The organism is Rhodoferax sp. GT1R46 (assembly GCF_056521285.1).
The window spans coordinates 150,545-163,114 of sequence record NZ_JBWMBC010000009.1 but is presented as its reverse complement, the minus strand read 5'-3'; the positions used below and the strand labels follow the sequence as shown (position 1 = coordinate 163,114).

Genomic DNA, 12,570 nt, shown 5'->3' with positions numbered 1-12,570 from the left:
CCAACCGTTCCCGATGAATACCAACCAGACTCATCTATCGAAAACATCCGAAACACCTCGACTTTTCTGGTGGATCGTCGGCATATCATTGGCATTGGCGCTCATTCCCACGGCGTGGACAGCCATTGATTTGCAGACAGCAGGGCTGTTCATTGGGGATTCTGCGACGATCGATACGCGATCCTGGCTCTGGGTGGAGCTGATCAACTTGTACATACCCGCCGCCTTTCGTGTGGTGGTATTGACTGCCTTGGCTGGCTGGATATTTGCCAGTTTCAGCCGGCACGCAAAGCAATGGAGATTGCAACTTGCATTTGTGGTGCTTGCCGGCGCGCTGGGCCCAGGCGTGCTGGTCAATAGTGGCTTCAAGGAAAACTGGCAACGTTCACGCCCCTACCAGGTGGACAACTTTGGTGGAACTCAGAAATTCACCCGTGCCACAGTCATGACCGACCAATGCAACAACAACTGCTCCTTTGTCAGTGGTCACGTGGCGTGCGGCTTCTTCTTCGCTTCGCTCATGCTGATCGACCGGAGACGCCGCGTTGCATGGGGTGTCACTGGGATCGTCGCCGGGCTGGTCATCGGGTTTGCACGGGTGTCGGTCGGCGATCACTGGTTGAGCGATGTGCTCTGGGCCAGTCCCATCACGCTGCTCTGCAGTTGGGCAATCTGGAAGGTACTGCTGCGAATTTACGCTAGCCAAGCCAACGGTGCGTTGCCTAGCGTGACTGCAAGCCGGTAGCAACCGTGGGGTAAAGCAGACGCAAACCCAGTTCCTGCTTCATTCGGGTGTTGTCCATGCGGCGCGACTCGTTCATGAAACTGAGCAGCATGAGAGGTAGCTGGTCAGCGGCACCCTCTCTGGCTATTCTTGGAGGCCGCGGCAAGCCGTACAGATCTGCAGCAAGGTCAAAATAGTCGCCCATCTTCATTGCGCTGTCATCATTCACGTTATAGACCCTTTGCGGCCCGCCCTTCCATAACGTGCGGCAGCAAGCACGCGCAAGATCGTCGGCGTGGATGTGGTTGGTATACACATCGTCTTGAGCGCGCAAAACAGGTACACCTTTCATCAGGCGGGCCCGAGGCGTTCCCCCATCCCTGTCCGGAGCATAAATTCCCGGAATGCGCAAGATGCTTACCCGAAGCTGCGCAGCACGTCCCCAAAACCGGACTCGGCCTTCGGCGTCTACCCGCCGACGGGCACGCGGCGTGTCGGCGTGTACCGACCGGCATTCGTTCACGTGCTGCCCGCCACAGTCGCCGTAAACGCCACTCGTAGAACCGTATACCACGCTGACCGGCTTTGTCCGCAGGCGCAGTGCCCGCACCAAAGCAAGGGTTCGTGAATCGGCCCACCCCGCAGAAGGTGGCGGAGCAAGATGGATGACCCGGGTGGCAATACCCGCCAGTCGCCGCAAGCTCTGGAAGTCATCCAGGTTACCCGGAAGCGGGGTCACGCCTTTGGCACGCAATTCTTCGATACGCCCGGGACTGGATGTCAGCGCCAGCTTGCGAATCTGGCCTGGCATCCTGACCGCCACGCGCAGTCCGACATCGCCACATCCGATGATAAGAACGCGTTCGCGCCGAAAGCGGGCAGGCAGGGCTCCGAGAGGGTTTTGGTTTGAAGGCAAAATCAACGCTTATTTCAAAGAATGAGATCCAAGGATACCCACAAGATGATGGCAAACGCAGCAAGCGCTTCTAAATATTGCGTCACGGTTCAGCCCAGCGGACGCGTCTTTGATGTCGAAACGGGTGAGGCTGTTCTGGCTGCAGGCATCCGCCAGGGCATCGGCCTACCTTATGGCTGCAAAGACGGCGCTTGCGGCACCTGCAAATGCAAGATGCTCTCCGGTTCCGTAGTGCATGGTGCGCACCAGAGCAAGGCCCTTAGTGCTGAGGAAGAGGTCCATGGCTACGTGCTGACCTGTTGTGCAGTGCCACAATCCGATCTGATTCTTGAGTCACGCCAGGTAACCGAATTAGGCGCGTTGCCCATCAAAAAAATGCCGACTCGCGTGAGTTCGCTGACGAAGAAATCAGCCGATGTGGTGGCAATGCAGCTTCAATTGCCGTCGAACGACGCCTTTGCCTACCGCGCTGGACAGTATGTGGAATTCATTCTTCGCGATGGCGCCCGGCGAAGCTACTCCATGGCCAATGCACCGCACTTGGGGCCGGGGCTGGAACTGCATATTCGCCACATGCCTGGCGGAAAGTTCACGGACCATGTTTTCGGCGACATGAAGGAGAAGGAAATTCTGCGCATTGAGGGCCCCTATGGCTCCTTCTTCCTTCGGGAAGACACTGCAAAGCCCATCATTCTGCTGGCTTCGGGCACGGGGTTCGCCCCGATCAAAGCCATGATTGAGCATATGCAATTTGCTGGAATTACGCGAACCGCCACGTTGTACTGGGGAGCCCGACGGCCGGCAGATCTGTATATGAATGATTGGGTTTTGGCACAGCTTGAAAGCATGCCCAACCTGCACTACGTGCCGGTAGTTTCCGACCCAACGCCCGACGACCAATGGGGCGGACGGACCGGATTTGTCCACCTTGCGGTGTTGGAGGACTTTCCGGACCTCAGTGGCCACCAGGTTTATGCCTGCGGCGCGCCGGTGGTTGTTGACTCAGCTCGCCGGGACTTTTGTGCGTTGGCAAATCTACCCGAGGAAGAGTTTTTCGCTGACTCATTTACGTCAGAGGCAGACAAGCACGCAAGCTGATCGACTTCGAAATAAAGCGGACCTGCCTGCGCGTGGCATGCAGGGCTTTGAGAATGCTCGCCTCGTGCAGCTTGTCCTCCCTTGTGATCACGCCGGCTATAGTGGTTCATGTCACGTTGCGTGATCCATTTTTTCAGCGTGGGGCACAGCCTTCCACTCACTGAGCACGACAGCAAGCACCACCATGGCACCCCCGATGGCCGCCTGAATTGACAGCACTTCCGCCAACCACATCCAGGCAAACACTGCGGCAAAAACGGGCTCCATCGCGTAAATCAAGGCGGCCTTGTCAGCCGTCACATGGCGTTGCGCCATAGCCTGCAAGAACAGCATACCTGCCGTGGCCACGACGCCCAAGTAAACCAGACTGGCCAACATTTCCAAGTCCACACGAGACGCCAGTGTCTGCAACTTGTCGGTTCCTGTGGCGTCGAGCAACATCCAGAGTCCGCCCAGTGCGGCCATCCAGACAATCTGCGTAGCGGCCAACTGGCGCGGCATGTGGTGTCGTGAACGTGCTGACAGCAAAATCACATACAGGGCGTAGGCCAGCGCACCGAACACGGTTGCAACGTCTGCCAGCAAATGGGCACCGCCGTCCCACGACATCAACCCGATCCCCACCAAAGCCAATACGGCCGCGCCCAATACCATCATCGTGGGGCGGGTTCCAAACACGATCCCCAGCAAAGGAACCATCAGAACATTGAGGCTGGTTAGAAAGGCGCTGCGATTGGACGAAATGAACTCAAGCCCAAAGGCCTGGGCGACATAGGAAACCAGCACGAGTGCACCCAGAACGCCGCCTTCCATCCAGGTGCGCCGGGGTGCCCTTATTGCCAGTGGTGCCATGCAAGCTGCGGCAATCAGAAAGCGCAGAGCCGAAACCTCGACGCCACTCAAGTGGGCAGTCGCCAGTTTGAGAACCGGAAACGTCGCACCCCACACCAGAGTGACGAATAGAAGTGCGAGAACGTGGATATTCACAAAATAAGACGACCTGCCGGGTGGTGTGACCAAGGTACCCGGCATGGCCTGAACCAGGCCTTGATCATTCGCCCAGATAAGCGGCCCGAACCCTTGGATCAGTCAGCATCTGGGCAGCGTCGCCCGACATGGTCACGATGCCTGACTCCATCACATAACCGCGATTGGCAATGGCCAGCGCACGGCTGGCATTTTGCTCAACCAGCAGCACGGTGACACCTTGCGCGTACACATCACGCACCACTTCGAAAATCTTGTCTACCATGATCGGTGACAAGCCCATTGAGGGTTCATCGAGCAACAGCACCTTCGGACGGCTCATCAGCGCACGGCCCATTGCCAGCATTTGCTGCTCTCCGCCCGACATGGTGCCCGCCAACTGGTCGCGACGCTCTTTGAGCCGCGGAAAAATCGCGAACATCTTGTCAATGTCTGCCGCAATACCTTCCTTGTCGTCGCGAATGTAGGCGCCCATCTGCAGGTTTTCGATAATAGTCATGCGGGTGAAAACGCCCCGCCCTTCGGGCACCATGGCCAAGCCCTGCTTGACCAGATCCCAGGGGCCCTGCCCACGAATGCTCTTGCCCAGGTACTCAATGTCACCCGCATTGATGGGCAGTGTGCCTGTGATCGCTTTCATGGTGGTGGTCTTGCCAGCCCCGTTGGAGCCAATCAGCGAGACCAGTTCGCCCTCGTGCACCTCGAAATCCACACCCTTGACCGCCTGAATCCCGCCATAGGAAACCTTCAAACCGGTTACTTTGAGCAAAGTATTTGTAGTCATGTTTTTCCTTGCCGCTTAGTGGCCACTGGTGCCGAGGTAAGCCTCAATCACTTTTTCATTTTTCTGCACGTCCGCTGGCGTGCCTTCCGCAATTTGTTTACCGTAGTCCAGGACGGTAACGCGATCACACAGACCCATAACCAGCTTGACGTCGTGCTCAATGAGCAAAATAGTGCGATTGTCCTTGCGGATACGGTCAATCAACTCGCGCAACATGACTTTCTCTGTGGCGTTCATGCCGGCCGCAGGTTCGTCCAGCGCGATCAGTTGCGGATCGGTAGCCAATGCACGGGCAATCTCCAGGCGGCGCTGGTCACCGTAGCTCAGGGTACGGGCTTTGTAGGCGGCAAATTTGCCAATGCCGACGTAGTCCAGCAACTCCTGCGCACGCTTGGCGATAGCCGCTTCTTCGGCCTTGAAACTGGCCGTCCTGAAAACAGCGCCGATCAAGCCGGAATGGGTCCGGATATGTCGCCCCACCATCACGTTTTCCAGAGCGGTCATCTCGGAAAAAAGCCGGATGTTCTGAAAGGTGCGCGCAATACCCGCCTTGGCGACTTCATGTACCGCGGTTGGTTGGTAGGATTTTCCTGCCAATTCAAATGTGCCGCTGTCAGGTGTGTACAGGCCGGTCAGCACATTGAAGAAAGTGGTCTTCCCGGCGCCGTTGGGCCCGATCAGTCCGTAGACCTGACCCCGTTTGATATGGATACCCACATCGCTCAGGGCCTGAAGACCACCAAAACGCTTGGAAACGCCGGAAACATTGAGTACTGTGTCTGTCATGGTGGTTCCGTTCAGTTCTTCACGTTCTGCAAGGATTTACCATGCTCGGGAGAGGGCCACAGGCCACGCGGACGCATCAGCATGATGCTGATCATGGCCAGCGCAATCAACAACTGACGAAGAATGGAAGCGTCCAGTCGTCCACCAGTGATCGCCTGAAGCGGACCAGCAACGTAGCGCAGTACCTCAGGCAATGCGGATAGCAACACGGCGCCCAAAATCACGCCGGGCAAATGCCCCACGCCACCCAGCACCACCATGGCAACAATCATGACGGACTCCATCAGACTGAAGGACTCCGGCGAAATGAATCCCTGAAAGGCCGCGAACATTGCGCCGGAAACACCGCCAAAAGTGGCACCCATGCCGAATGCAAGAAGCTTCAGGTTGCGCGTGTTGATACCCATGGCCTTGGCAGCGATTTCGTCCTCGCGAATGGCCATCCAGGCACGACCCACGCGCGAGAGTTCCAGCCGGTGACAAATAATGATGCTGAAAATCACCAGTATCAAAAACAGATAGTAGTAAAGCGATACCGACGCCAGTTCAAATCCGCCCACGGAAAGCTTCTTTCCCAGATCCAGTCCAAAAAAGTGCAGCGAATCGATCTGACTCACCCCTTTGGGACCATTGGTGATGTTGACCGGATGGTCCAGGTTGTTCAGGAACACCCGGATGATTTCGCCAAACCCAAGCGTCACAATGGCCAGGTAATCTCCGCGCAACCGCAAGGTGGGCGCTCCCAGCAAGATTCCGAACACCCCCGCCAGACCGGCCGCCAGCGGTAAAACCAACCACAAAGGGGTATGCATCCCATTAGGGAACATGGCCGCAATCATGGGAAAGGTATCCGTCAGGTGCGGTGATGCCATCAGGCCGAACATGTAGGCTCCGATGGCAAAGAAAGCCACGTAACCCAAGTCCAGCAGACCTGCGTAGCCCACGACAATATTCAGTCCCAGAGACAGCAGTACATAGAGCAAAGCCATATCGGCAATACGCACCCAAGCATTCCCGAACTGTTGCAGGATCAGAGGCAGGATCAGCAGGCCCACCGATGCAATCAGGAACGCAACGATTTTTTGTTGTTGTTTCATGTGAGAGTGCTCCTCAAGCGCGGTCGGCCACGCGCTCACCCAGCAGCCCCGACGGACGCAGTGTCAACACGATGATCAAAACAATAAAAGCAAAAATGTCGGAATAGTGGCTACCCAATACTCCGCCAGTGAGCTCGCCGATGTAGCCCGCTCCGATAGACTCAATGAGACCCAGCAGAATGGCCCCGACAACAGCACCGCCCAGATTGCCGATACCCCCAAACACTGCAGCCGTGAAGGCTTTCAGACCCGGCAGGAACCCCATGGCATGCTGCGCCGTACCGTAGTTGGAGGCATACATCACACCCGCAATGGCGGCCAGAACTGCACCAATAATGAACGTAGCCGAAATTACCACGTCCGGCTTAACGCCCATCAGGCCTGCCACACGGGGGTTTTCGGCTGTTGCGCGCATGGCACGCCCCAATTTGGTGTAGTTGACCAGCCACATCAGGACAGCCAGCGATACCGCCGTAAAGCCCAGAATCATCACCTGGGTCGGCGTAATAACCGCACCGCCGATATTGAAAGGCGTACTGGGCAAGAGCGTGGGATACGACTTGTAGTTGGGCTTCCAGATGATCATGGCCAGCGTCTGCAACAGGATCGACATGCCGATGGCCGTGATCAGGGGTGCCAATTTGGGGCTATTGCGCAGGGGCCGGTAGGCAACCTTCTCAATGACAAAATTGAGTGATGCCGCCACGATGCAGGCAATGACCAGCGCGATGATCAAAATGAGGTACCCGGGTGTACCGGGCATTGATTCCTGCATCAGACCAATGATGGTCCAACTGGTCAGGGCCCCAACCATCATCACTTCGCCATGGGCGAAATTGATCAGGTTGATAATGCCGTACACCATGGTGTAGCCGAGCGCAATCAGCGCGTACATGCTACCCAACACCAGACCATTGATGATCTGCTGCAAAAAAATATCCATATAACTTCTCCGATTTGTGGCCGGCGCGTAAGTCAGCAATCTGCGGATCGACAATTTGATGACGAAGCGGTGCGGCCTTTTGGGCTGTACCTGTTCTTAAGCAAAAAGCCCGCCATGATTGATGGTGCGACAGGCAAGTGGGAAGGATTGTAACGAAGCTGTAATGAATTTTGAGCGCTGAATCTGCGGGGTTTACCCTTGCGGGGTATTCATACATCGCTGCTCACGGCCGCTTTACTTCTTCAGATTAAGGGCTTTGAGGCTGCGCAATTTCTCGGCGATTCGAATCTCCAGCCCCCGCTCTACCGGGCGGTAGAAACTGACCTCTTGCATACCGTCTGGCAAATACTGCTCCCCTGCAGCGAAACCGCCCTCTTCGTCATGCGCATAGCGGTAACCCTTGCCGTAATCGAGCTCTTTCATGAGCTTCGTGGGCGCATTGCGCAGGTGCATGGGTACCGGGCGGGTGCCATCTTTCCGCACGAACGCTTTGACTTCATTGAAAGCTTTGTAAACCGCGTTGGATTTGGGTGCCACGGCAAGATAAACCACGCATTCAGCCAAGGCAAGCTCCCCCTCGGGGCTACCCAGTCGTTCATACACATCCGCCGCATCCAGTGCCAGGCGCAGAGCTCGCGGGTCAGCCAGGCCAATGTCTTCACTGGCCATACGGATAAGTCGGCGTGCCATGTAGCGTGGGTCTGCACCCCCATCGAGCATGCGCACAAACCAATACAACGATGCATCCGGGTCAGAGCCACGCACCGACTTGTGCAGCGCGCTGATGGAATCAAAAAACTGCTCGCCCCCTTTATCGTAGCGGCGCATGCGCTCACCCAGCACTTTGAGCAGCCACGTGTCGGTGACCTGCTCCTGGCGCTCCTGACGCGCTGCCACGGCCAGTGTCTCCAACGTGTTCAAGAGCCGCCGTGCATCGCCATCCGCATAGGCCACCAGTCGATCTATTGCTATGCTTTCGATAGCTGGCAGCGCAGCATCGGCGAGGGCCCGAGCCACAATTTGTTTCAAATCTTCCTCTGTCAGCGGCTGCAGAACATACACCGCAGCCCGCGAAAGCAAAGCTGAATTGACCTCAAAAGACGGGTTTTCGGTAGTGGCTCCGATAAAGGTGAACAAGCCACTTTCCACATGGGACAAGAATGAATCTTGCTGGCTCTTGTTGAAGCGGTGCACTTCGTCGACAAACACAATGGTGCGTCGGCCGTGGCCCAGTGCAATCTGAGCCTGCTCCACCGCCTCACGGATATCCTTGACCCCGCCGAGCACCGCGCTGATGGTGATGAATTGCGCATCAAAAGCATCGGCCATGAGCCGCGCGATGGTGGTCTTGCCGACACCCGGTGGCCCCCACAAAATGCAACTGTGCGGCTGCCCCGATTCAAACGCCAGCCGCAGCGCCATTCCCTCGCCCAAGAGATGCTGCTGACCGATCACCTCTCCCAGCCGCCGTGGGCGCAGGCGTTCGGCCAGAGGTTGGTGCAAGGGAGGAAGGTCGGCAATCAAGGTTGGTGCGAAGAAGAGTGAGCACGTAGTTTAAGACAGGCCACCCACACCACTACTTCGGCACCAACCCGGCAGCCTGTTGCTGAAGGACTTGGCAGTAAATTGATCTACAGCAAGGTCTTATTTCCGAACGAACCTAGAGTTGCGGCCAAAGACCACCAGGGCCAAAAAAAAGGAGACTTATGACAACCCCTCTCATGATGGATTCGATCGACGCTTGCGTAGACTACGTATTGGACACGACACTTGGCGATATCGTGCTCGGTATCCCGCTGGGTGTGGGAAAACCCAATCCATTTGTCAACGCGCTGTACCACCGCATCAAGGCCAACCCGGCTCGGCACCTCAAAATCATCACGGCCCTCTCTCTTGAGCGGCCCGTTGGAAAGAGTGCGCTGGAACAGCATTTCCTGGGACCACTGGTCGAGCGGGTATTTGCCGACTATCCGGACCTCGAATACGTCAAGGACTCACGCGGCGCCGGCTTGCCGCCCAACATTGAGGTGGTCGAAGTATTCATGAAAACTGGCGACTACTTGGGTAATGTGGTGGCGCAGCAGAACTATATGTCCAGCAATTACACCCATATCGCCCGCGACATGGGGGTACAAGGAATGAATGTGATGGCCCAAGCCGTTGCATCACGGCAAGACGAGAATGGATTGCACCTGAGCCTGTCGAGCAACCCGGACGTTGTGCTGGAAGTCATGGAGAAGTTTCGCGCTAGCGGCAAAAAAATCATTGCCATAGGCGTTATCAACCAAAAAATGCCATTCATGCCCAACACCGCTGAAGTGGAAGCCGATTTTTTTGACGTGGTGGTCACAGACCCGGCGGGTACGCACACCATGTTTTCTCCACCCAACAACAAGGTCGGACTGGCGGACTATGCCATCGGCTTGCACGCGTCCAGCCTGGTCGCCGATGGCGGCACCTTGCAAATCGGCATCGGTTCACTTGGAGACGCCATTGGCCAGGCACTGATCGTGCGGGATCGGCACAGTATGGAATACCAGAGGATCCTGGAGTCTCTGTGTCCCGATGGTCTGGCCGGACGTGATCTGGGGCGCTTTGACAAAGGCCTCTATGGCTGCTCGGAAATGTTCGTCAACGGCTTCCTCAAGCTGATCGAGGCCGGCATTATTCGCCGTGAGGTGTTCAAAGATGCCGTGTTACAACAACTGCTCAACCAGGGCGCCATCGCGGATGAAACCGTCACGCCTCAAACTCTGCGCGCGTTGATTGATGCACGGCGTGTGCGCTTACCGATTGACAGTGAGGACCTCTCCTTTTTGCAGCGCTTTGGCGTGTTGCGCGCGTCTGTGGCGCTGGATGGCAATCAGTTGGCGATGGGTGATCAGCGTTGCAGCGCTGATCTGAGTAACGAAGAATCTTTTGCCTGCGTCTCCCAGCATATGCTCGGGTCGCGACTGCTGGGTGGCATTTTCATGACCGGTGGTTTTTTTCTTGGGCCGCGTGATTTCTACGAACGGCTGCGCACCATGCCCCCGCAGGAGCTGGCCAAGATTGACATGACGCGCATCGATTTCATCAACCAGCTCTACGGACAGGAAGACCTGAAGCGAGCACAGCGACGCGACGCGCGGTTCATGAACACCACCATGATCGTCACCCTGCTGGGAGCCGCTGCCAGTGACGCATTGGAGTCCGGCCAGGTCGTCAGTGGCGTGGGAGGGCAGTACAACTTCGTGGCTATGGCCCATGCGTTGCCTGACGCACGACTCATCATGATGCTACGGGCGACCCATGACAACAAGTCCGGACTGAACAGCAGCATCGTGTGGAACTATGGTCATGTGACGATACCGCGCCACCTGCGCGACATCGTCATTACGGAATACGGCGTGGCCGAATTACGGGGACAACCGGATGGCGAGGTCGTCAAACGTCTGATCGCCATTGCCGACTCCCGTTTTCAGGACGAACTGGTCAAGCAAGCCAAAGCGCACGGAAAACTCGATGCGCACTACGAAGTGCCCGAGCGCTACCGCCACAATCTGCCGCATATGCTGGCAGAAAAACTCCACCCGTGGGCCGAAGCAGGTCTGTTGCCGGACTATCCGTTCGGCACGGACCTCACAGACGAAGAGTTGCACATCGTGAACGCGCTCAAGAAGCTAAAGCACGCCAGCGAGCATCCCGTGGAAATGCTGTCGCTCGCACTCAAGAGCTTTTGGGAGGGCAAGGATATGCCTTCGGCCTTTCAACAACGCCTGGGATTGTCCGATGCCCACAGCTTCAAGGACACAGTGATCAGACGACTGCTGGCGGGCAATCTGTAGGCCGCACTCGCCATCTGTTAAAACTAGGGTGCACCAACTTTCTAATTCGTCCTAATGCCCGATTCCTCCAGCACTTCCTCCCCAACCGATATCGCCAGCGCGAATGACACCATTCACTGGACCGAAAAGGGCTTGGCCTGTTCCGCCAAATGGCGTTCGGAGCGCGGTGCACCGTCGCCGAAGCGCGTTGTTCTTGCGGATGACACCATTACTGCGGATGCTGCCTACCGCTTGGCCTGCGAAGGCACCGCCTTGCTGTGGCGGGGTGATTTTCAAAATGCACGCCAATTACTGCAAGCCATAGCGCGGCGCCTGGATCAACCCGCCAAGCGCACGCTGCGCAAGCATTCCGCCAAAGAAGCCGCTGCAGCGGCAGACCCCGCTGTGGCCTTTCATCAGCACCGTCAAGCGCAAGCTCAGCGTGCGCGGGTACTGGGCATGTTGTTGCTCCCCTTCAACGCAGACTATGGCGTCGCGTTGCGTCGTGCGCCTGATGCGCGCCTGGCGTGTGCCGAGGCATGGGGGCCCGCCAGTCTGGACGGTGATGCATCCGTTGCAACATTGCGGGAGTTGTTAGGCCTCATCAGTGCCCATGAGTGGCGAAAGAAAGGCATCGAAATTCCTGAACTGGGCGCGCCGCCCACCAATCGCATCTTTCCCCACTACGGCGTTTTTTCTCCGATCCGTGGCGAATACGTGGGTCTGGTTTGCAAGATGCCGCTTCCGACAACCGACACACCACCTTTGGTGGCATTTGACATCGGTACCGGCACGGGGGTGCTCTCTGCGGCACTTGCCCGCCGCGGAATTTCCAATATCGTAGCAACTGACCAGGACCCGCGGGCGCTGGCCTGTGCGCGCGAAAACCTCGAACGGTTGGGGTTATCCGCCACTGTTCAGGTCGTGCAGGCCAACCTGTTTCCTGAAGGACTGGCTTCATTGATTGTGTGCAACCCGCCTTGGCTCCCTGCGCGCCCCAGCTCACCGCTTGAATACGCGGTGTACGACGAAGGCAGTCAGATGCTGCTGGGCTACCTGAAAGGGCTGACCGAACACCTTGCACCGGGCGGTGAAGGCTGGCTCATCCTGTCCGATCTGGCAGAGCACCTGGGCTTGCGTTCTCGCGCTGAACTGCTGGCGCAATTCAGTGCAGCCGGTTTGAAGGTCGTGGGACGGATGGACGCAAAGCCGCACCATCCCAAAGTGCAGGATGTGTCCGATCCGCTGCACAAGGCACGCGCTGCAGAGGTGACTTCCCTTTGGCGACTCGCCGCTAAGAGCCCCTCAGCCAGAAAGGCCTGATCGGCATTGCTGAATGGCTAGCGTCATAAATTGAGATAAGTCCCGGCAGCTGGCCGGGACAAAACAGCCCGGCAGAAAATGGAGAGCCGGAAATGAAAAAGCCGTC

Annotated in this window: 11 protein-coding genes; 4 read left to right on the top strand and 7 right to left on the bottom strand. The window is 57.2% G+C overall.

Annotated elements, in window-relative coordinates; genetic code table 11:
- Positions 1–13 precede the first annotated feature (13 nt).
- Positions 14–745, top strand: coding sequence for a phosphatase PAP2 family protein (locus AC097W_RS18085; protein ID WP_479604023.1), 732 nt, complete (start codon positions 14–16; stop codon positions 743–745).
- On the opposite strand, the gene AC097W_RS18080 is transcribed toward AC097W_RS18085, so the two are convergent.
- Entirely contained in the window at positions 723–1,640 is a 918-nt protein-coding gene (locus tag AC097W_RS18080) for an NAD-dependent epimerase/dehydratase family protein (RefSeq protein ID WP_479604022.1), read from the bottom strand. The two genes, AC097W_RS18085 and AC097W_RS18080, sit on opposite strands and share 23 nt — an antisense overlap.
- Positions 1,641–1,685: 45 nt before the next feature.
- Here AC097W_RS18080 and AC097W_RS18075 point away from each other — a divergent pair, with 45 nt between their 5' ends.
- Positions 1,686–2,738 carry a CDP-6-deoxy-delta-3,4-glucoseen reductase gene (locus AC097W_RS18075; RefSeq protein ID WP_479604021.1) on the top strand — a complete coding sequence of 351 codons (1,053 nt, stop codon included), beginning with the start codon at positions 1,686–1,688 and terminating at the stop codon, positions 2,736–2,738.
- A gap of 111 nt (positions 2,739–2,849) precedes the next feature.
- Here AC097W_RS18075 and AC097W_RS18070 read toward each other — a convergent pair whose 3' ends face one another.
- From AC097W_RS18070 to AC097W_RS18045, 6 genes are all read right to left on the bottom strand, one after another.
- Positions 2,850–3,770 (bottom strand): DMT family transporter, encoded by a 921-nt coding sequence (locus AC097W_RS18070; RefSeq protein WP_479604020.1) that lies wholly within the window; start codon positions 3,768–3,770, stop codon positions 2,850–2,852.
- A 19-nt stretch (positions 3,771–3,789) separates the two neighbouring features.
- Complete coding sequence (locus tag AC097W_RS18065) at positions 3,790–4,509, bottom strand: ABC transporter ATP-binding protein (protein ID WP_479604019.1); 720 nt, start codon at positions 4,507–4,509, stop codon at positions 3,790–3,792.
- A 15-nt stretch (positions 4,510–4,524) separates the two neighbouring features.
- Entirely contained in the window at positions 4,525–5,295 is a 771-nt protein-coding gene (locus tag AC097W_RS18060) for an ABC transporter ATP-binding protein (protein ID WP_479604018.1), read from the bottom strand.
- An 11-nt stretch (positions 5,296–5,306) separates the two neighbouring features.
- On the bottom strand, positions 5,307–6,392 hold the full coding sequence (locus AC097W_RS18055; protein WP_479604017.1) for an ABC transporter permease subunit: 1,086 nt from the start codon (positions 6,390–6,392) through the stop codon (positions 5,307–5,309).
- Positions 6,393–6,405: 13 nt separating this feature from the next.
- Entirely contained in the window at positions 6,406–7,335 is a 930-nt protein-coding gene (locus tag AC097W_RS18050; RefSeq protein WP_479604016.1) for a branched-chain amino acid ABC transporter permease, read from the bottom strand.
- 234 nt (positions 7,336–7,569) lie between these two features.
- Positions 7,570–8,838: a replication-associated recombination protein A gene (locus AC097W_RS18045; protein WP_479604015.1), complete on the bottom strand. Its 1,269-nt coding sequence runs from the start codon at positions 8,836–8,838 to the stop codon at positions 7,570–7,572.
- A 203-nt stretch (positions 8,839–9,041) separates the two neighbouring features.
- Between AC097W_RS18045 and AC097W_RS18040 the strand changes: the two genes are divergently transcribed.
- Both AC097W_RS18040 and AC097W_RS18035 read left to right on the top strand, forming a co-directional pair.
- Entirely contained in the window at positions 9,042–11,162 is a 2,121-nt protein-coding gene (locus tag AC097W_RS18040) for an acetyl-CoA hydrolase/transferase C-terminal domain-containing protein (RefSeq protein WP_479604014.1), read from the top strand.
- Positions 11,163–11,216: 54 nt separating this feature from the next.
- The gene (locus AC097W_RS18035; protein ID WP_479604013.1) at positions 11,217–12,464 is read left to right on the top strand and encodes a methyltransferase; all 1,248 of its coding nucleotides are present in this window, start codon (positions 11,217–11,219) and stop codon (positions 12,462–12,464) included.
- Positions 12,465–12,570: the final 106 nt, after the last annotated feature.